Here is a 24,679-nt window from a genome sequence, read left to right as displayed (position 1 = left end):
TCCTTGCAAAATGTTGGTCTTTTTCGCTTCCCCCGGTGTCAACGCAGGAGAAAATCAGCGCGGTAGCCCTCTCCCCAAAGGAGAGAGGGCCATGGATGGAGGGCTAAACCATTAGCCGCCGTGCAGACGGCGGGCATCAATAACGTCCGGTACCTGGTTCAGCTTGCCGAGCACGCGGCCCAGCACCTGCAGGTTATAGATTTCGATGGTCATATCGATGGTGGCCAGCTGCTGTTTGGTATCGCTACGGCTGGCCACGCCCAGCACGTTGACCTTCTCGTTGGCGAGGATGGTAGTGATATCGCGCAGCAGGCCGCTGCGATCGTTGGCGACCACGCGCACCACCAGCGAGTAGCCCGCGGAGTAACTTTCCCCCCAGACCGCATCGACGATCCGCTCCGGCGCGTGCGACTGCAGCTCCGCCAGCTGATCGCAGTCCGCCCGGTGCACCGAGATCCCGCGCCCCTGGGTGATAAAGCCGACAATCTCATCGCCGGGGATCGGCTGGCAGCAGCGCGCGATATGGTGCATCAGGTTGCCGACGCCTTCGACCACCACCCGGCCGTTGTCTTTGCTGCGATTCTGCGGCGCCCAGCTCTTCTGCTGCAGCTGCTTCAGCGCCGCCGCATCCTGCTCGGCCGCGCTCGGCTTATTGAACTGCGCCTGCAGGAAGTTGACCATCTGGTTAAGGCGAATATCTCCGCCGCCGATGGCCGCCAGCAGCTCGTCCAGCTCGTTGAAGTTGTAGCGCGGCAGCAGATGTTTTTCTGCATCCTTGAGAGTGATGCCAAGATGCTCCAGCTCATCGTCAAGGATCTGCCGCCCGGCGAGAATGTTTTTATCGCGATCCTGCTTGCGGAACCAGGCGTGAATTTTCGAGCGCCCGCGGCTGGTGGTGACGTAGCCAAGGTTCGGGTTCAGCCAGTCGCGGCTCGGGTTGGGCTGCTTCTGGGTGATAATTTCAATCTGATCGCCCATCTGCAGCTGATAGGTAAACGGCACAATGCGTCCGCTGATTTTCGCCCCGATGCAGCGGTGGCCGACATCGCTGTGGATGTGGTAGGCAAAATCGAGCGGCGTCGAGCCGGAGGGTAAATCGACCACGTCGCCCTTCGGCGTAAAGACGTAAACCCGGTCGTCAAAGACCTGGCTACGCACTTCATCCAGCATTTCGCCGGAATCCGCCATCTCTTCCTGCCAGGCGATCAGCTTACGCAGCCAGGCAATGCGGTCTTCGTAGCCGCGCCCGCCGCCCACCGCCGCGCCGGCGCCCTCTTTGTACTTCCAGTGCGCGGCGACGCCCAGCTCGGCATCCTCATGCATCTGGCGAGTACGAATTTGAATTTCTACCGTTTTGCCGCCGGGGCCGAGCACCACGGTATGAATAGACTGGTAGCCGTTAGGTTTCGGATTAGCGACGTAATCATCGAACTCATCCGGCAGATGGCGGTAGTGGGTGTGGACTATCCCCAGCGCGGCGTAGCAGTCCTGCAGGCGCTCGGCGACAATGCGCACCGCCCGCACGTCAAACAGCTCATCGAAGGTGAGGTGCTTTTTCTGCATTTTCCGCCAGATGCTGTAGATATGCTTCGGCCGGCCGTACACTTCGGCCTTAACGCCTTCCGTTTTCATCTCCGAGCGCAGGTGGCCGACGAATTCGTCAATGTAGTGCTCGCGGTCGATTCGCCGCTCGTGCAGCAGCTTGGCGATGCGCTTATATTCGTCCGGATGCAGGTAGCGGAAGCAGTAGTCCTCCAGCTCCCACTTCAGCTGGCCGATGCCTAAGCGGTTGGCCAGCGGCGCGTAGATATTGGTGCACTCTTTCGCCGCCAGCACCCGTTCATCTTCGGGCTCGTCTTTGACTTCCCGCAGGTGGGCAATACGTTCGGCGAGCTTGATGACTACGCAGCGGAAATCGTCGACCATCGCCAGCAGCATGCGGCGAATGTTATCCACCTGCTCGGAGGAGACGGAGTCGGTGTGGGTGGCCTTGAGCTGGCGGATGGCCGCCATGTCGCGTACGCCGTGGATCAGGGTGACCACGGATTTGCCGACGCTCTCCTGCATCACCTCTTCGCTGACGACCTCGCCGTCCGCCAGCGGGAACAGCATCGCAGCCCGCAGCGTATCAATGTCCATGCTCAACGTGGAGAGGATTTCAACCATCTCCACGCCACGCCATAGCAGAAGGTCCGCGCGCGGATGTCCCTGCGTTTGCTCACGACAATAGTCCCAGGTTTCGGCTAAGCGCTCACACGACTGCTGGCTGGAAATGCCCAGACTCGCGATCCATTTATTCGGGTCAAATTCACCAGCTTTATTTAGATGTGCACTTCTTACCGCAACCATTGTCCTCTCCTTAAGGGACCTGGCCTGCCGAAGTCGGCAAGCCTCAACTTATACACTTCATCCTGCAAATCGTATTAACGCCGGCGCCCGTCGCTCGCCTCAGTCGCTGAGCCGAACGGGCCGCTGAGGATTTACTCTACTGCCACCTCAATGCGATTCGTATGATTTTGTGTAAGCTTGTGCTCAAACAGCACCATTGATTCCAGATGCCCGGTATGCGGGAACATATCCAGCATCGCCAGGCGTTGGATTTCATACCCCGCCCCTAAAAGCAGTTCGCTATCGCGCGCCAGTGTCGCCGGGTTACAGGAGACATAGACTACGCGCTGCGGGGCCAGTTTTATAATATGTTGCATCACGCCGGCCGCGCCGGCTCTTGCCGGATCGAGCAGTATTTTATCAAAGCCGCGCTTCGCCCAGGCCTGGCGGGTCACGTCCTCTTCCAGATTTTCGTGGAAGAATGTGACGTTATGCAGATTGTTCAGCGCGGCGTTTTCTCGCCCCTTCTCGACCAGAGCAGGAACGCCTTCAACCCCGACAACCTGCGCGGCGCGCTGCGCCAGCGGTAGGGTAAAATTGCCCATTCCGCAGAACAGATCCAGCACCCGGTCCTGCGGCTGAATATTCAGCCACTCGAGCGCCGTACGCACCATCAGCTGGTTAACGCCGTCGTTAACCTGGATAAAATCGCGCGGACTGAACACTAAGCGTAGTCCGTCTGACGTATACCATGGCGCTTCGCCGGCAATATGTTCAAGTATCTCGCTTTGCGGCGCCAGGTACAGGGAAAGACCGTTAGATTGCGAAAATCGTTCCAGTTTTTCTTTATCGCCGGCGGGCAGCGCGGCGGTATGGCGCAATACCATCAGCGGCCCGTTATCGGCCTGCACCAGCTCAACGTGGCCCAACTGACGCACGGATTTCAGGCTGCTCAGGCATTGGCGCACCGCCGGCAGCAATGCCTCAAGAGCGGGCGCCAAAACGGGGCACTGCACCACGTCGACAATATCGCTGGAGCTGGCCTGACGAAAGCCCATCCGTAAGTGTTGGGTCTTTGGCTGATAATTCAAGCTCAGGCGCGCGCGTCGGCGATAGCCCCACGGCGAAGCGGCTATAATCTCTTCGACATCGCGCTTCATCAGCCGCCCGAGCGCGGCGCGCTTGCTTTGCTGCTGCAGCTCAACGCTGGCATGCTGCTGCTGGCAGCCGCCGCAGACGCCAAAGTGCGGGCAGCGCGGCGTCTGGCGCTGCGGGCTGTCGTTGAGGCGGCGTTTCACCCCGGCGTGAGCGTACTGTTTTTTATCGTCAACCAGCACCACCTCGGCCTGCTCCTGCGGCAGCAGGCCGCGAACAAATAGCGCTTTTCCCTGGTGACGAGCGACGCCCTGACCAAAGGGATCGAGGTCATTGACTGTAACGGTTATGATCTGGCGCGTCGTCACACGCCGTTTTGCAGAGTAGAATTGCGCCATCGTAGAGATTTGTCTCAATCAAATATACTGACTCTTATTCTCCCATAACGGAACCGCATGACCAACTACAGCCTACGTGCTCGCATGATGATTCTTATTCTGGCGCCTACCGTACTTATTGGTTTGCTGCTCAGCATTTTCTTCGTCGCGCATCGCTATCACGACCTGCAGCGTCAGCTGGAAGACGCCGGCGCCAGCATTATCGAGCCGCTGGCGGTCTCCAGTGAATATGGCATGAATCTGCAAAACCGCGAATCTATCGGGCAGTTGATTAGCGTCCTGCACCGTCGTCACTCGGATATTGTGCGCGCAATTTCAATTTATGATTCGCAAAACAGGCTCTTTGTGACCTCCAATTTTCAGCTTAACCCCAGTGAGCTGCGGCTGGACAAGGGGGCAAAGTTTCCCCGCCAGCTCAGCGTGACCCGCAAAGGCGACGTGATGATCCTGCGCACGCCGATCGTCTCGGAGAGCTATTCGCCCGACGAGTCGCCGGTGACCGATGCCAAAATGCCCGGCAACATGCTGGGCTACGTGGCCCTCGAGCTGGATCTCAAATCGGTACGCCTGCAGCAGTACAAAGAGATTTTTATCTCCAGCGTGATGATGCTGTTCTGCATTGGGATTGCGCTGATTTTCGGCTGGCGGCTGATGCGCGACGTCACCGGGCCGATCCGCAATATGGTCAATACCGTTGACCGCATTCGCCGCGGGCAGCTGGATAGCCGCGTCGAAGGCTTTATGCTCGGCGAGCTGGATATGCTGAAGAACGGCATCAACTCTATGGCGATGTCGCTGGCTGCATATCATGAAGAGATGCAGCACAATATCGATCAGGCGACCTCCGATCTGCGCGAAACCCTCGAGCAGATGGAGATCCAAAACGTGGAGCTGGATCTGGCGAAAAAACGCGCTCAGGAAGCCGCGCGCATCAAGTCAGAGTTCCTCGCCAATATGTCCCACGAGCTGCGAACGCCGCTTAACGGCGTGATTGGCTTTACCCGCCTGACGCTGAAAACCGATTTAAACGCCACCCAGCGCGATCACTTGACCACCATCGAGCGCTCCGCCAACAACCTGCTGGCCATCATCAACGACGTGCTGGACTTTTCCAAGCTGGAGGCGGGTAAGCTCATTCTTGAGAGCATACCGTTCCTGCTGCGCAGTTCGCTGGATGAGGTGGTGACCCTGCTGGCGCACTCGGCCCACGATAAGGGGCTGGAGCTGACGCTGAACATCAAAAATGATGTGCCGGATAATATTATCGGCGACCCGCTGCGACTGCAGCAGATCGTCACCAACCTGGTGGGCAACGCCATCAAGTTCACCGAGCACGGGAATATCGACGTGCTGGTGGAGCAGCGCGCGATCGGCAACTCCCGCGTGCAGATCGAGATCCAAATCCACGATACCGGAATCGGCATTCCGGAGCGCGACCAGTCGCGGCTGTTCCAGGCTTTCCGCCAGGCGGATGCCAGCATCTCCCGCCGTCACGGCGGCACCGGCCTGGGGCTGGTCATTACCCAGCGGCTGGTGAGGGAGATGGGAGGCGATATCTCCTTCCACAGCCAGCCTAACCGCGGCTCAACCTTCTGGTTCCATATCAGCCTCGATCTCAACCCGAACGCGATTCCCGACAGCCCGCTCACCGACTGTCTGCAGGGGAAAACGCTGGCGTACATCGAAGCCAACGCGGCGGCGGCCCAGTGCACGATGGAGCTGCTGGCCAACACGCCGCTGGAAGTGGTCTATAGCCCGACGTTTTCCGCGCTGCCGGAGACGCATTACGATATTCTGCTGGCCGGCATTCCGGTTTCCATGCGCGACCTTAATCAGCACAAGGATAAGCTCACCAAAGCCTGCGCGATGGCGGACAATTTAATTCTCGCGCTCCCCTGCCACGGGCAGATCAACGCTGAAGCGCTGAAGCGCGAGGGCGTGGCCGCCTGCCTGCTTAAGCCGCTGACCTCAACCCGGTTACTCCCCGCGCTAACCGCCTCCTGTCGGACGCAGCCGGCGGTGATGTTGACGCATATCGACAGCAGCAAGCTGCCGATGACGGTGATGGCGGTTGACGATAATCCGGCAAACCTGAAGCTTATCGGCGTACTGCTGGAAGACCTGGTCCAGCACGTCACGCTATGCGAGAGCGGCCAGCGATCCGTGGAGCTGGCCAGGGAGATGCAGCTGGATCTGGTGCTGATGGATATTCAGATGCCGGATATGGACGGCATTCGCGCCTGCGAGCTCATTCGCCACCTTCCCCACCATCAGCAAACGCCGGTCATCGCGGTCACGGCCCACGCCCTGGAGGGGCAAAAAGAGAAACTGCTGAGCGCCGGCATGAACGACTACCTGGCAAAACCGATTGAAGAGGAGAAGCTGCACAGCCTGCTGCTGCGCTATCAGCCAGGAATGCACGCCGCCGCCCCGCTGGCGGCCGAGGTGATTGAACCCCCGATCGATCATAACGTCACCCTCAACTGGCAGCTGGCGCTGCGCCAGGCGGCGATGAAGCCGGACCTGGCGCGGGAGATGCTGCAGATGCTGCTCGCCTTTATGCCGGAGGTACGTAACAAGGTGGAAGAGCAGCTGGTGGGCGAAGAGCCGGAAGGGCTGCTGGATTTGATTCATAAGCTTCACGGGAGCTGCAGCTACAGCGGCGTGCCGCGGCTGAAGAAGCTGTGTCAGACCATCGAGAGCCAGCTGCGCGCGGGAACCGTCGCCGAGGATCTGGAGCCCGAGCTTCTGGAACTGCTGGATGAGATGGATAACGTCACGCGGGAAGCGTGCAGGCTAATGGGCGTCTAGCCCGGCTGACTCTGCGGGTCCGGGCAGCGGCCCGGCCCCGCGGAGCGCAGCTACAGCTTTTGCCCCATTTTCAGTATCGCCGCCACGTTGCGCGCCGTCATGCGCACATTATCGGCGGCATTTTCCAGCGCCTCTTCCAGGGTGCAGACGGAATTGAGTACGCTGAAGACCGCATCCAGCCCGTGCTGATGCACAACGCCCACGTCCGCGCTCAGGCTGCCGGCAATGCCAATCACCGGGATATCGTAGCTTTTCGCCACCTTAGCCACCCCAACCGGCACCTTGCCGTGGATAGTCTGGCTGTCGATGCGCCCTTCGCCGGTGATCACCAGGTCAGCGTCCGCCACCCGCTCCGCGAGACGCAGGGCGTCGGTCACAATCTCAATCCCCGGGCGCAGCCTCGCTCCGCAAAACGCGTAGAGCGCGGCGCCCATTCCGCCCGCCGCTCCGCCGCCCTCAAGATTGAGGACATCAATGTCGAGGTCGCGATGGATAATTTGCGCGAAATGCGCCAGCGCGCGGTCGAGGCGATCGATCATCGCCGGCGTCGCCCCTTTCTGCGGGCCAAATACCGCCGTTGCCCCTTCCGGGCCGGTTAGCGGGTTGGTGACGTCGCAGGCCACCTCGATGCGGCAATCCGCCAGCCGCTGATCCAGCTCGCGGAGGTCAATCTTCGCCAGCTGCTCCAGCGCCGCGCCGCCGGCCGCGATCTGCCGGTTATCTTCCGTCAGCAGCTTGCCGCCCAGCGCCTGCACCATCCCGGCGCCGCCGTCGTTCGTGGCGCTGCCGCCGATACCGATAATAATCTGCTTCACGCCGCTATCCAGCGCGTGGCGGATCAGCTCGCCGGTTCCCCAGCTGGTGGTGAGCAGCGGATTACGGCGCGCCGACGGAACGCTCTCCAGGCCGCTGGCCGCCGCCATTTCGATATAGGCGCAGCGTTCGTCGCCGGAAACGCCGTAAAAAGCGTCCACCGGCTCGCCGAGAGGGCCGGTAACGACAGCCCGCACCAGACGCCCCTGAGTGGCGGCGACCATCGCTTCAACGGTCCCCTCACCGCCGTCGGCGACCGGTAGCTTGAGGTACTCTGCATCGGGATAAACCTCCCTGAACCCCTGCTCTATTGCGGTCGCTACGCCCAGCGCACTCAGGCTCTCCTTGTATGAATCCGGTGCAATGACTATTTTCATAAGCTGTCCTTAATATGAACCAACACCCGCTATCAAAACGCTACCGGCCCCCGCAGGGACCGGCTATTTCTCAGCGCACCATGCACGGGCGCTTGTTGTTAAACGTCCACTCGGGGATCAGATACTGCATCGCCATCGCATCGTCGCGAGCGCCCAGACCGTGCTTTTTATACAGTTCATTAGCCTGCATAACGCGGTCCATATCGAGCTCTACGCCAAGGCCAGGCGTCGACGGTACCTGCACCATACCACCTTTGATCTCAAAAGGTTGTCGGGTCAAACGCTGGTTCCCTTCCTGCCAGATCCAGTGGGTATCAATGGCGGTGACCTTACCCGGCGCCGCCGCCGCGACGTGGGTGAACATCGCCAGCGAGATATCAAAATGGTTGTTCGAATGCGAGCCCCAGGTCAGGCCAAACTCATGGCACATCTGGGCCACGCGAACCGATCCCTGCATGGTCCAGAAGTGCGGGTCGGCCAGCGGAATGTCCACCGACTGCAGGGACAGGGTATGACCCATCTGCCGCCAGTCGGTGGCAATCATATTGGTCGCCGTTGGCAGACCGGTGGCGCGGCGGAATTCCGCCATCACCTCACGGCCGGAGTAGCCCTGCTCGGCCCCGCACGGATCTTCCGCATAGGCCAGCACCCCTTTCAGCGCTTTGCCAATGGCGATGGCCTCGTCGAGCAGCCAGGCGCCGTTCGGGTCAAGCGTCACCCGCGCCTGCGGGAAGCGCTTCGCCAGCGCCACAATGGACTCGGCCTCCTCCTCGCCGGCCAGCACGCCGCCTTTGAGTTTAAAATCGTTGAAACCATATTTTTCGTAAGCGGCTTCCGCCAGACGCACCACGGCATCCGGAGTCATAGCCTCTTCGTGGCGCAGCCGGTACCAGTCGCACTTCTCATCGGTCTGGCTCTGATAGGCCAGCGGCGTGGCCTGGCGGTTGCCGACGAAGAACAGGTAGCCGAGCATTTCCACTTCGCTGCGCTGCTGCCCGTCGCCCAGTAGCGAAGCCACGTTCACGCCGAGGTGCTGGCCAAGCAGGTCCAGCAGCGCCGCTTCAATCCCGGTCACTACATGAATAGTGGTACGCAGGTCGAAGGTTTGCAAACCGCGCCCGCCGGCATCGCGGTCGGCAAACTGCTGGCGAACGGCGCCGAGCACGTTTTTATATTCGCCGAGAGTTTTGCCGACCACCAGCGCCGCGGCCTCCTCCAGGGTCTGGCGGATCTTCTCTCCGCCAGGAATTTCGCCCACCCCGGTATGCCCCGAGTTATCTTTAATAATCACAATATTGCGGGTGAAGTACGGAGCGTGCGCGCCGCTGAGATTCATCAGCATGCTATCGTGGCCGGCCACCGGGATAACCTGCATAGAAGCGACTACCGGCGTTGAGAATTGCGTCGTCATGATTTAATCCTTTTCTAATTAATCGCGGCCGAAAACGGGACGTTTGCGGTCAAATTTCCACCCCGGGATCAGGTACTGCATCGGCCCCGCGTCGTTCCGCGCCCCTCCGGGCAGCGTCTTATAGGCCTCGTGCGCCTTTTGCACCTGCTCCCAGTCCAGCTCCACGCCCAGGCCCGGCGCGTCCGGCACGGCAATCCTGCCGTTTTCAATCTGCAGCGGATTTTTGGTCAGGCGGCAGTCGCCCTCCTGCCAAATCCAGTGGGTATCGATAGCGGTCGGATTGCCCGGCGCCGCCGCGCCGACGTGGGTAAACATGGCCAGAGAAATATCGAAGTGGTTATTTGAGTGGCAGCCCCAGGTCAGCCCCCAGTCGTCGCACAGCTGCGCGACACGCACCGCGCCGGATAGCGTCCAGAAGTGCGGATCGGCGAGCGGGATATCCACCGCATTGAGCATCACCGCGTGCCCCATTTCGCGCCAGTTGGTGGCAATCATATTGGTGGCAACCGGCAGGCCGGTGGCGCGGCGGAATTCCGCCATCACTTCCCGACCGGAAAATCCCTGCTCGGCGCCGCAGGGATCTTCGGCGTAGGTCAGCACATCCTGCAGGCCTTTGCACAGCTCAATGGCCTCATCAAGCAGCCAGGCGCCGTTCGGGTCAACGGTAATACGCGCATCCGGGAAGCGTTTTTTCAGCGCCCGAGCGGTGTGAATTTCCTGCTCGCCCGGCAGCACGCCGCCCTTAAGCTTGAAATCTTTAAAGCCGTAGCGATCCTGGGCGGCTTCGGCGAGGCGGACCACCACTTCGCCGCTCAGCGCCCCCTGATGCCGCAGGTGGTACCAGTCATGCTGGCCCGGAGTGGTCTCCAGATAGGGCAGATCCGTTTTATTACGATCGCCGATATAGAAGAGATAGCCCAGAACGGTGACCGCGTCGCGCTGTTTGCCCGGCCCCAGCAGTTCGCAGACCGGGACATTCAGCGCTTTGCCCAGCAGATCCAGCAGCGCGGCTTCCAGCGCCGCCACCGCGTTAACCCGCAGCTCAAAGGTCCAGGCGCCTTTACCGAAGGTGTCGAAATCCGCCGCCTGATTGCCTTTATGCACCTGTTGAACCACTTTGTTCAGCCGCGCAATCTCCTGTCCCAGCACCTGAGGGATAGCGTCCACCAGCGTCTGATAGATCACCTCGCCGCCGGGGGCCTCGCCGATCCCGGTGTTGCCCGCGCTGTCGGTGAGTACCACAATATTGCGGGTAAACCAGGCGTTGTGCGCGCCGCCAATATTCAGCAGCATACTGTCATGCCCGGCAACCGGGATCACCTTCATGTCGGTGACGATCGGAGTAGATTGAGTATTCATCGTTAGCGTTCCCCAACAGGTTTCAGTTCAATGCGTTTAATATCCCCCACCAGCACCAGGTAGCTCAGCACCGCTACCAGCGCATGCACCCCGACATAAACCAGCGCGCCGTTGAATGACCCCGTGGCCCCGACGATATAGCCGATCGCAATAGGCGTGACGATACCGGAGATGTTGCCGAACATGTTGAACAGGCCGCCGGAGAGGCCGCTGATCTCTTTCGGCGCGGTATCCGCCATCACCGCCCAGCCCAGCGCGCCGATGCCCTTGCCGAAGAAGGCCATCGCCATAAAGCCGATAATCATCCATTCCGCGTTAACGTAGTTACAGAACACCATCACCATCGACAGCAGCATGCCGAGCACGATGGGAGTTTTGCGGGCAATATTCAGCGAGCCGGTGCGGCGCATTAGCCAGTCGGAGATGATGCCGCCGAGCACGCCGCCGGCAAAACCGCAGATGGCGGGTACGGAGGCGACAAACCCGGCCTTCAGAATCGACATGCCGCGCGCCTGCACCAGGTAGACCGGAAACCAGGTAATAAAGAAGTAGGTCAAGGCGTTGATGCAGTACTGGCCGATGTAGATCCCGACCATCATGCGCGATCCGATCAGCTGCCTGATCTGACCCCATTTTTCGCTGAACGTCACTTTCTGCGCGCCTTTCTTCTGATCCATATTGATCAGCGCGCCGCCTTCGGCAATATATTCCAGCTCCTTCTTGTTGACGCCGGGATGTTGATTCGGCTCGTGGATCACTTTCAGCCACACGAAGCTAATCACGATCCCCAGTCCGCCCATAAAGAAGAAGACGTGAGACCAGCCGACCTCATGGGTTAACCAGCCCATGATCGGCGCGAAGATGACGGTCGCGAAGTATTGCGCGGAGTTGAAAATAGCCACCGCCGTCCCCCTTTCCTGCGCGGGAAACCAGGCGGCTACGATGCGGCTGTTGCCGGGGAAGGATGGCGACTCCGCCAGCCCAACCAGAAAGCGTAGGGTAAACAGGGCGACGATAATGCCGAAACCGCTAAAGATATCGACGAAGCCCTGCAGGAGGGTAAACATCGACCAAATGAAGATCGACCAAAAATAGACCCGCTTTGAGCCGAAGCGATCGAGCAGCCAACCGCCGGGAATCTGTCCAATGACGTAGGCCCATGAGAACGCTGAGAAAACGTAGCCCATGCCCACCGCGTCGAGGCCAATATCTTTGGCCATTTCCGAACCGGCAATCGATAACGTCGCGCGGTCGCCGTAGTTAAAAGAGGTGACGATAAACAGCATCACCACTATCCAGTAGCGGGCGTTGGTGCGTTTTTCCGCGCCGCTCGCCGCCTGACTTAATGTACTCATTGTTGCACTCCTGAATCATAGCAATTAGCTACGTTCATTCTGAACAGCACAACCTGTAGGGTAATCAGAATGACGTGTTGGTGTTTTCGTTTTATCCGGCATTTTGCTTTTTCAAACTGGCAGGGAAAGTATAAAAAGAGGACCTGGCCGGCTCACCGTGCACATACACAGCTTTGCGGGACGCGCTGAAATCGATTTATGGCTTATGCCTAATCAGATGGGGGGTAGTTCACGGAAATGAAAAGCAGTCGCCGCTTAGCGCGGCAGGCGACGATGTAAACGGCAGGAGTGTGAAATATCTCTCTTGACCCGGTGAAAAGGCCCGGAAAAGACCACTCTGTAAAGCGGCTATTATGCAGATGCCTGAAGCCCTGACCGGCGGGCGCGGGTATGATCTCCTGGACCGTTTGTCCGGCGCTGGCCTGCAGAAGGGACGCCCTCCAGGTAGAGAGCGTCGCTTTTCATCCGCTTATTCGAGCAGGGTCGCCCACTGTTCAACCCACGGGTTGGAGACGCCTTCGGGCTCAGGGTCTTCGCTGGCGTCAATCAGCAGCATGTCGCCGACGCGCTTTGCGCCCTGCTCCTGCAGCAGCGCATCAAAGGTTTTGCCGCCGCCGCAGAAGTTAGCGTAGGTGCTGTCGCCAAGCGCGATAATGCCGTAGCGCAGGTGCGGCTGGTACATATCCTTAATGCCTTCATATAGCGGGACGATGCTATCCGGCAGATCGCCCTGTCCGGTCGTTGACGTCACGACCAGCACGTATTTTCCGCTGTAGGGCTCCCAGTCCTGAACCGCCGGGTCTTCGAATACCTTCGCTTTATGGCCCAGACCGCTCAAAACGGCTTCAGCCTCTTCAGCGACCAGCAGCGCGTTACCGTACATCGTACCGACAAAAATCCCGACTTCTGCCATGTTTATCTCCCTGGATTGACCTCAATCCGTTCATCCTGACCGCTGTCGCCAGCAAACTCAACCCTTTCATTTAGCGGCAGAAGGCCTCGCCAGCCAAATTGCGACAGCGCCCGCATCCACGTCTCGTCGAGGCCGGCGCGAATGACCAGCGGCTCGCCGGTAAATGGATGGGTTAGCGAGAGCTGGCTGGCGTGCAGCATCAGGCGGTCGCAGGCAAAGTTTTCAGCCGCGCTGCGGTTCTGCCGCAGATCGCCGTGCTTGCTGTCGCCGATAATCGGGTGGCGCAGGTGGGAGAGATGGCGGCGTAGCTGGTGCTTACGTCCCGTTTTAGGCTCCAGCTCAACCAGGCTGTAGCGCGTGGTCGGGTAGCGTCCGGTGGCGACCGGCATTTCCACCGTCGCTAGGCCATGATAGTGGGTCACCGCCGGCTGCGGGCCTTTATCTTCGCGGGCGAATTTATCGGCGATTTTATCCAGCTCTTCTACCAGCGGGTAATCGAGCAGCGCCTCTGCGGTCAGCCAGCCGCGGGCAATAGCGTGGTAGCGCTTTTGCATCTGGTGCTGTTCAAACTGCTGCGACAGTAACCTTCCCGCCTCGCTCGATAGCCCCATCAGCAGGACGCCGGAGGTCGGCCTGTCGAGGCGATGGGCGGTAAAGACGTGCTGGCCAATCTGATCGCGCACCGTTTGCATCACCACCACTTTCTCATCGCGATCCAGCCAGCTGCGGTGGACCAGCCAGCCGGAAGGCTTATTGACCGCCACCAGCCACTCGTCCTGATAGATAATTTCCAGCATCAGGCGCCGTCGCTCGCAAAAAGGGTATCGAGCAGCAGCAGCTCGGCCAGCACGCGCTCGCGCAGCGGGTGGGAGGCGTCAAGGGCCATCTCATAATAGGGGGCGACGGCAAAGCTCTGCGGCAGCGGCCGTTCGCCGTCCAGCAGCTGATGCATACGAGGGATCAGTACCCACTGCAGCCACTCCAGCGGCTCCATGGTATCCATGCAGAACGGGCTGTCGCTGGCAAAGGCGCTGCTTTGCGGCGCATTTTCCTGCCAGTACCGCGTGTCGCGCAGCAGCGCTTCAATAGCGTGCAGGCGCTCGCGCACGCTGAGGTGAAGAGTCATGGGGGAAACCTCGATGAGTTGTAAACCGGCGCAGAATAGCAAATTCAGAAGAGAAATAAAAAAAGGGAGCACTGTATAAACAGTGCTCCCGGTTCGTTTCGCAGCAATCCGGCTACATTGGTGCTCCCTGCTCGTCCGTGAAAACTTTTCCTGAGGTCTCCTGACCATGTTCATCCATAAACTAGTGCATCCTGCTTTCACACCACCCCGATGCGAAATTACCTGTCCTTAAGTCTATCCCGATCTTCCTGATCCACCGTTCATCATGAGCGGCTCACGTTCTCCATCCTGGAGGTGTCCTTTACGCAATCCTGCGTTATCCTGTGCTTCATCCTGAAACCTGTCCCTGCTACGCCTTCCCGGCGGGTCCTGCAGAAGCGTCATCATCCTGATGTTCACTTCATTTCGCGACTTCCTGTCGACGTACATAGGATCACTGATTCCGCCTCGTCTTACAAGCCTTCATACGACAATCTCTTAAGATTATTCCCCACCAATAAAGACGCGATAATAAATAACACACTGAATTATAATGATTTATTTAAAATTAAAAAGTTGAAAAATGACTTAAATAATGACGATCTCTTACAGGTCTTGTAAGAGATCTCTCACAAATGGGCAGGCAGGACGGGTTAAACAACCGGCTCAAGCTGGTTCAGGAAACTCGCAATGGAGGGAGCAAGAGTCGTACGCTTGCGCGTGCCGAGCGTCTCTTTGAGGACTTCGCCGCTCAGGTTACAAACGGAAATAACCTCCAGCTCGCTCTCCAGCGTGGCGATAAATAGCGTCGGCGACAGCTTCAGACGTTTTTGCACCACCAGATGACCAATTAGATTTTCCTGCATGCGCTGGAAGTCATCCGGACTCCAGGTTTGCAGCAGGGTCATCGTCTCACCGGCAAAGCGCGCCTGCATATCGCCGGCAAACTGGGTGGTATAATAACGATGAGCCGGCGGTTGTACCACAATATCCAGGGCCCTTTCAACCGCGCTGATATTGGCGGCGAGGGAAAAGGGCTGCGGTTGCCAGAAAACGGCGTCAGCGTCCGTCGCGCTGATGCAGGGTGACGGGATGCCGTAAAGCTCCTCGCTGCGCGGCAGGCTTGCGCGCTGCTGCTGCCAGGCGTCGCAATAACGTTGGGTAAATGCTTGCAGCGCTTCTGCGGTCTGATTGTCCACCGGTTTCTCTCTTCACGTTAGCCAGGATACACTTAGCAAATAGTGTACCCGCTTTACTATGGTGAAACATGTCTTCTTATGAGAATCATCAGGCTCTGGCCGGCCTGACGCTCGGTAAATCAACCGATTACCGCGATACCTACGACGCATCCCTGCTGCAGGGCGTGCCGCGCAGCCTGAACCGCGATCCGCTGGGTCTCCACGCCGACAGCCTGCCCTTCCACGGCGGCGATATCTGGACGCTGTACGAGCTCTCCTGGCTGAACGCAAAAGGCCTGCCGCAGGTGGCGGTGGGCCACGTCGAGCTGAGCGATACCAGCGTGAACCTGGTGGAGTCCAAAAGCTTTAAGCTCTATCTAAACAGCTTTAACCAGACCCGCTTTGCCGACTGGCAGGAGGTGCAGGCGACCCTGACGCGCGACCTTAGCGCCTGCGCCCGGGGCGAGGTGACGGTTGCGCTCTATCGCCTCGACGAACTCGAAGGCCAGCCGGTGGCCCATCTGCACGGTACCTGCATCGACGATCAGGATATCGCGATTGATAACTATGAATTCAGCACCGACCACCTGCTGGGCGCCGCCGGCGACAAAATCGTCGAAGAGACGCTGGTGAGCCATCTGCTGAAGTCTAACTGCCTGATCACCCATCAGCCGGACTGGGGTTCGGTGCAAATCCAGTATCGTGGGCCAAAAATCGATCGCGAAAAGCTGCTGCGCTACCTGGTCTCGTTCCGTCATCACAACGAGTTTCACGAGCAGTGCGTCGAGCGGATCTTCAACGACCTCCTGCGCTTCTGCCGGCCGCAGTCGCTCTCCGTCTACGCCCGCTATACCCGCCGCGGCGGCCTCGATATCAACCCGTGGCGCAGCAACGCGGACTTTGTTCCGGCTATCGCTCGCCTGGCGCGCCAGTAGTAAAGAATTTTCACAACTTTGCGTGCCTTCACGCGTACGCAAGGTTGTGGAAACGCCGCAGGCAAGGCTATTGTAATCACAGGAAGACGATAATCGTCCTGTTAAGGAGTTCACTTGATTACACATGTTAGCCCGCTTGGTTCAATGGATATGCTGTCACAGCTGGAAGTGGATATGCTTAAACGCACCGCCAGCAGCGACCTGTATCAACTCTTTCGCAACTGTTCGCTTGCCGTGCTCAACTCGGGGAGCCTGACCGATAACAGCAAAGAACTGCTGTCTCGTTTTGAAAACTTCGATATTAACGTGCTGCGTCGCGAACGCGGCGTAAAGCTGGAACTGATCAACCCGCCGGAAGAGGCGTTCGTTGACGGGCGTATTATCCGTTCCCTGCAGGCCAACCTGTTTGCCGTGCTGCGCGACATCCTGTTCGTTTACGGGCAGATTCATAATACCGTTCGCCTGCCAAACCTCGACCTCGAAAGCTCGGTGCATATCACCAACCTGGTGTTCTCGATTCTGCGTAACGCCCGCGCCCTGCACGTCGGCGAAGCACCGAATATGATCGTCTGCTGGGGCGGCCACTCGATCAATGAGACCGAATATCTCTACGCCCGCCGCGTCGGGACCCAGCTCGGCCTGCGCGAGCTGAATATCTGCACCGGCTGCGGCCCGGGCGCGATGGAAGCGCCGATGAAAGGCGCCGCGGTTGGCCATGCCCAGCAGCGCTACAAAGACAGCCGCTTTATCGGCATGACCGAACCTTCGATTATTGCCGCCGAGCCGCCGAACCCGCTGGTGAACGAGCTGATCATCATGCCGGATATCGAAAAGCGTCTTGAGGCCTTCGTGCGTATCGCCCACGGGATCATTATCTTCCCGGGCGGGGTGGGGACGGCGGAAGAGCTGCTCTATCTGCTGGGCATTCTGATGCACCCGGCCAACAAGGCGCAGGTCCTGCCGCTGATCCTCACCGGGCCAAAAGAGAGCGCGAACTATTTCCGCGTGCTGGATGAGTTTATCGTCCACACCATGGGCGAATCGGCGCGCCGTCACTACAAGATTATCATTGACGACGCCAGCGAAGTGGCGCGTCAGCTGAAGAAAGCGATGCCGCTGGTGAAAGAGAGCCGCCGGGAAACCGACGACGCCTACAGCTTTAACTGGTCGATTCGTATTTCGCCGGACCTGCAGATGCCGTTCGATCCGACGCACGAAAACATGGCCAACCTCAAGCTCTACCCGGACCAGCCGGTAGAAGTGCTGGCCGCGGATCTGCGCCGCGCCTTCTCCGGTATCGTCGCCGGGAACGTCAAAGAGGTCGGCATCCAGGCGATTGAAAAATACGGCCCCTATAAGCTGCACGGTGATGCGGAGATCATGCGCCGGATGGACGATCTGCTGCAGGGCTTCGTCGCCCAGCACCGCATGAAGCTACCGGGCGGCAGCGCCTATATTCCTTGCTATGAAATAGGCTCCTGAGCCCTGTTGTAACCCTGCCCGGGCGGCGGCTGACGCCCTGCCCGGGCAATTCAATCCGCACGCTGTACGCCTGCATTCCAACCCTCCCGCTCTCCGCTCTCCGCTCCCCAGCACGATAATCTACCGACCCCGACCTCCCCGCGTGTCCTGTCAGAAATTCATTTCAGCTGTGAATGTTTTGTAGCTTTTTACAAAGCCAATCGTTTGCCTTTCCAAAAACAGCAATAAATATCACCACAAAAGAGACGTCTGATAGCTAAAACATCGAGAACACTCCATTTTTACAGCAAAAACCTCGTTATTAAGCCGCCGTGCTTTTATCTCATATGCTGCAAATGTTAGCCTTCGCGACACAAATAGCTGGCTGAACACCAGAAACAGACTGTTGGACTAAAAATACCCACCTTGAAAGTGGATTATTGCAATTGAGATCGCGATCACTGATAGATTTCCAATATGAATGTATCTTTCCGCCCCACTTGTTACGGAGAAAATCACGAAAAAACCGTAAACAAACGAATTTAATATTACTTAATTGATTTTATTTATTATTTTTTATCGCTTCCTCCAGGAGATACAGATGGAAACCACGCAAACCAGCACTATCGTTTCGGGCGCAACCCGCAGCGGATGGCGCAAAACGGACACCATGTGGATGCTTGGCCTGTACGGCACGGCCATCGGCGCGGGCGTTCTGTTCCTGCCGATCAACGCCGGGGTCGGCGGTATGATCCCGCTGATCATCATGGCTATTCTGGCTTTCCCGATGACCTTCTTTGCCCACCGCGGGATGACCCGTTTTGTGCTTTCCGGTAAGAATCCGGGCGAAGACATCACCGAAGTCGTAGAAGAACACTTTGGCGTTGGCGCAGGTAAGCTGATTACCCTGCTCTACTTCTTTGCTATCTACCCGATTCTGCTGGTTTATAGCGTCGCGATTACCAATACCGTCGAGAGCTTTATGCAGCACCAGCTGCAGATGACGCCGCCGCCGCGCGCGATTCTCTCGCTGATCCTGATCGTCGGCATGATGACCATCGTGCGCTTCGGCGAGCAGATGATTGTTAAAGCGATGAGCGTGCTGGTGTTCCCGTTTGTGGTCGCCCTGATGATTCTGGCGCTGTATCTGATCCCTGAATGGAACGGCGCGGCGCTGGAAACCCTCTCCCTGAGCAGCGCAACCTCTACCGGCAACGGCCTGTGGATGACCCTGTGGCTGGCGATTCCGGTGATGGTCTTCTCCTTTAACCACTCGCCGATCATCTCCTCCTTCGCCGTGGCGAAGCGTGAAGAGTACGGCCAGGGCGCTGAGAAAAAATGCTCCAGCATCCTCGCTCGCGCGCACATCATGATGGTGCTCACCGTGATGTTCTTCGTCTTCAGCTGCGTACTGAGCCTCTCCCCGGCGGACCTGGCGGCGGCGAAAGATCAGAACATCTCGATTCTCTCTTACCTGGCGAACCACTTTAACGCCCCGCTGATTGCCTGGATGGCGCCGATCATTGCGATGATTGCCATCACCAAATCCTTCCTCGGCCACTACCTCGGCGCCCGTGAAGGCTTTAACGGCATGGTGATTAAATCCCTGCGTGGCAAGGGTAAAACCATCGAAATCAATAAGCTGAACAAGATTACCGCGCTGTTCATGCTGGTCACCACCTGGATCGTGGCGACGCTGAACCCCAGCATTCTGGGTATGATCGAAACCCTCGGCGGCCCGATTATCGCGATGATTCTGTTCCTGATGCCGATTTACGCGATTCAGAAAGTCCCGGCGATGCGCAAATACAGCGGCCACGTCAGCAACGTCTTCGTGGTACTGATGGGCCTGATTGCTATCTCCGCCATTTTCTACTCTCTGTTCAGCTAATCTCCCCCTCGCGCCGCCCGCCGGCGGCGCGCTTTCCGACAGTTCTGGATGTGCATCATGATCAGCGTATTCGATATCTTTAAAATCGGCATTGGCCCTTCCAGCTCCCACACCGTGGGGCCAATGAAAGCGGGCAAACAGTTCACCGACGACCTTATCGCACGCGGGCTGCTTGCCAGGGTCACCACCGTCATCGTCGACGTATACGGCTCCCTTTCCCTGACCGGTAAAGGCCACCACACCGACATTGCGATTATTATGGGCCTGGCAGGCAACATGCCCGATAGCGTCGACATTGACGCGATCCCTGCGTTTATTCAGGACGTCAACACCCACGGGCGCCTGATGCTGGCAAACGGCCAGCAGGAAGTCGACTTCCCGGTTGACCGCTGCATGAATTTCCATGCCGACAACCTGTCGCTGCATGAAAACGGCATGCGCATTACCGCTCTCGGCGGCGACAAGGTGCTCTACGCCCAGACTTACTACTCCATCGGCGGCGGGTTTATTGTCGATGAAGAACATTTCGGTCTGACCAATGAAGCGCCGCCCGTGGTTCCTTATCCATACAAAAATGCGGCCGACCTGCAAAGACACTGCCGCGAAAGCGGGCTCTCGCTTTCCGGCCTGATGATGCAAAACGAGCTGGCGCTGCACAGCAAAGAAGAGCTGGAGCAGCACTTCGCCGCGGTCTGGGAAGTGATGAGCGGCGGTATCGAACGCGGCATCACCACCGAAGGCGTACTGCCGGGCAAACTGCGGGTTCCGCGTCGCGCCGCCGCCCTGCGCCGGATGCTGGTTAGCCAGGACAATACCAACAGCGATCCGATGGCGGTGGTTGACTGGATTAATATGTTCGCCCTGGCAGTCAACGAAGAGAACGCCGCCGGCGGCCGCGTGGTCACCGCGCCAACCAACGGCGCCTGCGGCATCGTGCCGGCGGTGCTGGCCTACTACGATAAGTTTATCCGCCAGGTCAACGCCAACTCTCTGGCGCGCTACCTGCTGGTGACCAGCGCGATTGGCTCACTGTACAAGATGAACGCCTCGATTTCCGGCGCCGAAGTGGGCTGCCAGGGCGAGGTCGGAGTGGCCTGTTCGATGGCGGCGGCCGGCTTAACCGAGCTGCTGGGCGGTAGCCCGGGCCAGGTGTGCATCGCCGCCGAAATCGGTATGGAGCACAACCTGGGTCTGACCTGCGACCCGGTGGCTGGCCAGGTGCAGGTGCCGTGCATCGAGCGTAACGCCATCGCCGCCGTCAAGGCGGTGAACGCGGCGCGGATGGCGCTGCGCCGCACCAGCGAACCGCGCGTGTGCCTCGATAAGGTCATCGAGACGATGTACGAAACCGGTAAGGATATGAACGCCAAGTACCGCGAAACGTCGCGCGGCGGCCTGGCGATGAAGATCGTCGCCTGCGATTAAGCCCTCTCCTGCCCGGTAGCCGCGCCTGCCGGGCACTCTCCCTCCCTCCCCGCCGCGCCAACCGACACTTTTGTTATATAGATTAAAATTTAGTTATTTATTGGTTATAAGGGCAATTTGTTACCTTACGCTTAACCGCTACAGGAGAACAAATCATGTCCAAAAGGTTCCATCTGGCCGTACTGCCGCTGGTGCTCGGCCTCTCTGCTTCCGCGCTGGCACAGGCGCCGGAAACCGTTAACATCGGCTATCAAAAAGCCAATATTTTCGCCCTGCTGAAATATCGCGGCACCCTCGATGAGACCTTCAAAAAACAGGGGATCGCCGTGCGCTGGATCGAGTTTCCCGCCGGCCCGCAGATGCTGGAAGGGCTGAACGTCGGCAGCATCGACCTGGCGGCCACCGGCGACGCCCCGCCGGCCTTCGCTCAGGCGGCGCAGGCGGATCTGGTCTATCTCGCCCACTCCCCGGCGAACCCCAAAACCGAAGCCATCGTGGTGCCGGAAAACTCGACGATTCGCAGCGTGGCCGACCTGAAAGGCAAGCGCGTGGGGCTGAATAAAGGCTCCGACGTCAACTACCTGCTGGTGGCGGCGCTGGAAAAAGCCGGATTGAGCTATAAAGATATCACGCCGGTCTATCTGCCTCCGGCCGATGCCCGCGCCGCCTTCCAGCGCGGCGCCATTGATGCCTGGGTTATCTGGGACCCGTACCTTGCCGAAGTCGAAACCAATGCGAAGGCGCGGCAGATCCGCAACGCTGAAGGGCTGGTGCCGCACTACACCTTCTATCTCGCCAGCCGCAAATTTGCCGAAAACCACCCGGATACGGCAAAACAGGTGGTGGATGAGTTACGCCAGCTCAGCGGCTGGGCTAACGCCCATCAGGACGACGCCGCCGGGATTTTGGCGACCTCCACCGGGCTGGATAAGGCTATCTGGCTGAAAGCGCTCGCCCGCCTGCCCTACGGCGCCGAGCGCATGACGCCTGCGGTCTATAACGAACAGCAGGCGCTGGCGGATACCTTCACCCGCGTCGGCCTGCTGCCGGTCAAAGTGGACGTGCGCAGCGCCACCTGGTCGCAGGATAAATAGTGATTAACGGCGACGGTTTTCCCCGTCGCCGCCTTCCTTACCCCTGCGTTTTCTCGCCGTTGCCTATCTGCCAGATAAAGGTCGGCGCTTCGCCGTTGACCAGCCAGTTGCCGATATTGCGCGCTTTATAGATAACCGGATTATGCGAGGCCACCGTGCGCGCATTGCGCCAGTGGCGATCGAGCGCTTTGCCGACCCGGGTGTCCGAGGCGCCAAGGGCGTTAAACAGCTCGGTCGCCGCCCGCGGTATCCAGTCGCTGGCAATCACCTGCGCCTGCGCCGCTTCGACTTCCGCCAGACGATTGCGCTGCGCAATTAGCGCCTCGTCGCCGCTGGCGTGAACGACATAGGCCTGCTGTAAAGACTCCGCCGCCTGCAGCACCGCCGCGCGGGTCGCCCATGCCCAGCTGCTGATTTGCCCGACCACCTGCAGCACCTGAGGATCATCGCGCGGCACGGCGGCATTGCCGTGGCTGTACATACGGGAGCGTTTTTTCACCCCTTCGGCGGCATCGCGTTCTACCGCCAGGTCGATACCCGCCAGCGTCGCCAGTAAGATATGCTGATAGAAGGCGGTCTGGTAACGAAAGCGCTCGGCAAAATCGTAGACGTGCTCCTGCTCAACCTGCGCCTGCCGGAAACGGGTGGTGCCGCTGCCGGTCAGACGCTGACCAAAGCCGTCCCAGTCGTCCTCGCGCTCCACCCCGCTTTGCCCGGTACTGACCAGCGCTATCACGTCGCCGCCGTTGTCGCTGCGGCGGGCGAAAACGTCAATCCAGTCGGCGTACAGCGTCCCGGTGCTGTAAAACTTCTCGCCGCTGAGCCGCCAGCCGCGCTCGTCCGGCGTCACCTGAGTAGTCACCTCCCCCAGCTTCACCGCCCCGATTTCGGTCCAGCCGCTGCCCACCAGCTCCCCGTCGCGAAAACGCTGGAACCAGCGATCGCGCTGCGCGGAATCCGGCTGATTCAGACGGTCCTCAACAAAGGCAAAATGGGCGCGCAGCGCCTGCGGCAGGTTTGAATCGGCCTCGGCCAGCTCAATCAGCAGGGCGATCAGCTGCGGCAGCGACGCGCCCCAGCCGCCCTTTTCCCGCGGAATGCGTACCGTGCCAAATCCCGCCTCCTTCAGCCAGCGAATCGGCTCCTCGGGCAGAATACGCTGCTGCTCGCGGCTGGCCGCCCCTTGCGCAATGCGCGAGAAAATCGGCCGAAAGGCCGCCGCCAGCTGTTCGTAATCGGTACCGGTAGAGAGTAATGTCATCATCTGTTCCTTAATGGTGGCTATCGTCAATGTCGTGACGCGTCGGCTCGTGGCGAACCGCAAGCAGGAAGAAGATCGGAATCAGGGCGGCCAGCGATACCACCCAGAACATTTGCGTGCCGAGGGAGGCCTGCAGCAGCGGCAGCACGAACAGCGCCAGCGCGCTGCCAATCCCGGAGAGCGCCCGGCTGAAGCCGACGCCGGTGGCGCGAATCGAGGTGGGATAGGAGAGCGCCGGATAGATCATCAGCTGCGCGCCGGGGCCAAAGCCCTCGGCAAACAGCCACAGCCCAAGCATCGCAATCGCCAGCACCACGCCGACGGTAGCCTGCGGCTGACCCACCAGAGCCAGCACAATCAGGGCGATAAACTGCAGCGCGAAGCCGGCAATCGCCACGTGGCGCGACGGATATTTCCACGCCAGATGCATCCCCAGCAGCCCGCCGGTAAAGGCAAACAGCGCGTTCAGCCCCAGCGAAGCGGAGATGGTTTCAAACACGCCGGCCCCGAGAAACTGCGCGAGGATCGACGGCAGGAAAAAGGCGATGGCGGTGTACTCAAAGGAGATACAGATATTCATCACCCCGGCAACGATGGTGCGCTCGCGGTACGGCTTTGCAAACAGCACGCGGAAGCTCACCTTCGGCGGCGGCGCGGGGCGTTCAGCCGGCGCTTCGTGAGCGGCAATGCCGTAGGAGTCGCGCAGAATGCGCACCGCCGAGGTCAGATCGCCCTGGTTTGCCGCCCACAGCGGCGATTCATTCATAAATTTTCTGCGCACGGCGATAATCAGCAGCGCCGGAACCGCGCCAAACAGCAGCGAGGCGCGCCACAGCCAGTCGAGATGCTCCTTTGGCAGCAGAAAATAGAGGCCGAAGATAATCAGAAAACAGACCGTCGAGGCGGCGTACCACATCGGGCACCAGGCGGCGAGGCGCGAGGCCTTGTTACCTTTGCCGGTAAAACGCGAAAATTCAGCGAGGTAGGACATAGCGACCGGCAGATCGATACCGACGCCGATGCCCATCAGGAAACGGGCGGCGATCAGCACCCAGACGTTGGGCGCCAGCCCCGCGGCGATAGCCGAGACGACGAAAAACAGCATATCGGCCATAAACACCGAATAGCGGCCATATTTATCCGTCAGCCAGCCGCCGATCAGGTTGCCAAAAATGGTGCCGACCATAATGGATGAGGTGACCAGGCCGGTCAGCAGCGGCGACAGCTGAAATTCGCGCACCACATCATCAATGCCGTAGGAGAGCGTGGTTAAATCATAGGCGTCAAGGAAGACGCCGCCGAGAGCGAGGAAGACAATCATCCGCGCATATTTAGCCTGATCCTTGCCCGAATTAATTAGCCGCGCCACGTCCCCGACGCTACTCACCGGCGCGGAGGCCGCACCGGGATTATCAACAGACAGCGTACTCATGTTTTCACCTTATTATGTTGTGCAGACGATCGCAGTT

18 protein-coding genes are annotated in these 24,679 nt (G+C 59.3%); 6 read left to right on the top strand and 12 right to left on the bottom strand.

All coding sequences use genetic code 11. The features are described 5' to 3' along the window. Positions 1 to 111 precede the first annotated feature (111 nt). Positions 112 to 2,349 (bottom strand): GTP diphosphokinase, encoded by a 2,238-nt coding sequence (relA, locus tag AC1M2H_RS05625; protein WP_426812112.1) that lies wholly within the window; start codon positions 2,347 to 2,349, stop codon positions 112 to 114. A 131-nt stretch (positions 2,350 to 2,480) separates the two neighbouring features. Continuing rightward, positions 2,481 to 3,821 carry a 23S rRNA (uracil(1939)-C(5))-methyltransferase RlmD gene (rlmD, locus tag AC1M2H_RS05620; protein ID WP_480150630.1) on the bottom strand — a complete coding sequence of 447 codons (1,341 nt, stop codon included), beginning with the start codon at positions 3,819 to 3,821 and terminating at the stop codon, positions 2,481 to 2,483. Positions 3,822 to 3,878: 57 nt separating this feature from the next. Between rlmD and barA the strand changes: the two genes are divergently transcribed. After that, complete coding sequence (gene barA / locus AC1M2H_RS05615; protein WP_480150629.1) at positions 3,879 to 6,632, top strand: two-component sensor histidine kinase BarA; 2,754 nt, start codon at positions 3,879 to 3,881, stop codon at positions 6,630 to 6,632. A 50-nt stretch (positions 6,633 to 6,682) separates the two neighbouring features. Here the strand turns inward: barA and AC1M2H_RS05610 are convergent, their stop codons facing one another. From AC1M2H_RS05610 to syd, 8 genes are all read right to left on the bottom strand, one after another. Beyond that, complete coding sequence (locus AC1M2H_RS05610) at positions 6,683 to 7,822, bottom strand: glycerate kinase (RefSeq protein ID WP_480150628.1); 1,140 nt, start codon at positions 7,820 to 7,822, stop codon at positions 6,683 to 6,685. A gap of 70 nt (positions 7,823 to 7,892) precedes the next feature. Next, positions 7,893 to 9,233: a glucarate dehydratase gene (gene gudD, locus AC1M2H_RS05605; RefSeq protein ID WP_480150627.1), complete on the bottom strand. Its 1,341-nt coding sequence runs from the start codon at positions 9,231 to 9,233 to the stop codon at positions 7,893 to 7,895. A gap of 18 nt (positions 9,234 to 9,251) precedes the next feature. Beyond that, positions 9,252 to 10,592: an enolase C-terminal domain-like protein gene (locus tag AC1M2H_RS05600; protein WP_480150626.1), complete on the bottom strand. Its 1,341-nt coding sequence runs from the start codon at positions 10,590 to 10,592 to the stop codon at positions 9,252 to 9,254. A gap of 2 nt (positions 10,593 to 10,594) precedes the next feature. Then, entirely contained in the window at positions 10,595 to 11,947 is a 1,353-nt protein-coding gene (locus AC1M2H_RS05595; RefSeq protein ID WP_480150625.1) for an MFS transporter, read from the bottom strand. A 469-nt stretch (positions 11,948 to 12,416) separates the two neighbouring features. Then, positions 12,417 to 12,860, bottom strand: coding sequence for a flavodoxin (locus AC1M2H_RS05590; protein WP_480150624.1), 444 nt, complete (start codon positions 12,858 to 12,860; stop codon positions 12,417 to 12,419). Positions 12,861 to 12,862: 2 nt separating this feature from the next. Continuing rightward, positions 12,863 to 13,657, bottom strand: coding sequence for a tRNA pseudouridine(65) synthase TruC (gene truC, locus AC1M2H_RS05585; protein WP_480150623.1), 795 nt, complete (start codon positions 13,655 to 13,657; stop codon positions 12,863 to 12,865). Continuing rightward, entirely contained in the window at positions 13,657 to 13,986 is a 330-nt protein-coding gene (locus AC1M2H_RS05580; RefSeq protein WP_480150622.1) for a YqcC family protein, read from the bottom strand. The genes truC and AC1M2H_RS05580 overlap by 1 nt, the downstream gene beginning before the upstream one ends. Before the next feature lie 632 nt (positions 13,987 to 14,618). Beyond that, positions 14,619 to 15,164 (bottom strand): SecY-interacting protein, encoded by a 546-nt coding sequence (syd, locus tag AC1M2H_RS05575; RefSeq protein WP_480150621.1) that lies wholly within the window; start codon positions 15,162 to 15,164, stop codon positions 14,619 to 14,621. A 68-nt stretch (positions 15,165 to 15,232) separates the two neighbouring features. Between syd and queF the strand changes: the two genes are divergently transcribed. The 5 genes from queF (at position 15,233) to AC1M2H_RS05550 (ending at position 21,949) form a co-directional block, all read left to right on the top strand. Further along, positions 15,233 to 16,078 carry an NADPH-dependent 7-cyano-7-deazaguanine reductase QueF gene (gene queF / locus AC1M2H_RS05570; protein ID WP_480150620.1) on the top strand — a complete coding sequence of 282 codons (846 nt, stop codon included), beginning with the start codon at positions 15,233 to 15,235 and terminating at the stop codon, positions 16,076 to 16,078. Positions 16,079 to 16,192: 114 nt separating this feature from the next. Further along, positions 16,193 to 17,560, top strand: a complete 1,368-nt coding sequence (gene ppnN, locus AC1M2H_RS05565) for a nucleotide 5'-monophosphate nucleosidase PpnN (protein ID WP_480150619.1) — start codon at positions 16,193 to 16,195, stop codon at positions 17,558 to 17,560. Between the two features lie 580 nt (positions 17,561 to 18,140). Beyond that, a complete protein-coding gene (locus AC1M2H_RS05560) occupies positions 18,141 to 19,430 on the top strand; it encodes an HAAAP family serine/threonine permease (RefSeq protein ID WP_480150618.1) in 1,290 nt (429 codons plus the stop codon). A gap of 57 nt (positions 19,431 to 19,487) precedes the next feature. Then, positions 19,488 to 20,855 (top strand): L-serine ammonia-lyase, encoded by a 1,368-nt coding sequence (locus tag AC1M2H_RS05555; RefSeq protein ID WP_480150617.1) that lies wholly within the window; start codon positions 19,488 to 19,490, stop codon positions 20,853 to 20,855. A gap of 155 nt (positions 20,856 to 21,010) precedes the next feature. Further along, complete coding sequence (locus AC1M2H_RS05550) at positions 21,011 to 21,949, top strand: sulfonate ABC transporter substrate-binding protein (RefSeq protein WP_480150616.1); 939 nt, start codon at positions 21,011 to 21,013, stop codon at positions 21,947 to 21,949. A 37-nt stretch (positions 21,950 to 21,986) separates the two neighbouring features. Here AC1M2H_RS05550 and AC1M2H_RS05545 read toward each other — a convergent pair whose 3' ends face one another. Next, positions 21,987 to 23,210 carry an acyl-CoA dehydrogenase family protein gene (locus tag AC1M2H_RS05545; RefSeq protein ID WP_480151849.1) on the bottom strand — a complete coding sequence of 408 codons (1,224 nt, stop codon included), beginning with the start codon at positions 23,208 to 23,210 and terminating at the stop codon, positions 21,987 to 21,989. A gap of 10 nt (positions 23,211 to 23,220) precedes the next feature. Then, entirely contained in the window at positions 23,221 to 24,642 is a 1,422-nt protein-coding gene (locus AC1M2H_RS05540; protein ID WP_480150615.1) for an MFS transporter, read from the bottom strand. Between the last annotated feature and the right edge of the window lie 37 nt (positions 24,643 to 24,679).

Source organism: Klebsiella sp. F11 (assembly GCF_056712265.1).
Note: the sequence above shows the minus strand (reverse complement) of the source record. Positions and strands in the feature narration are given on the sequence as shown.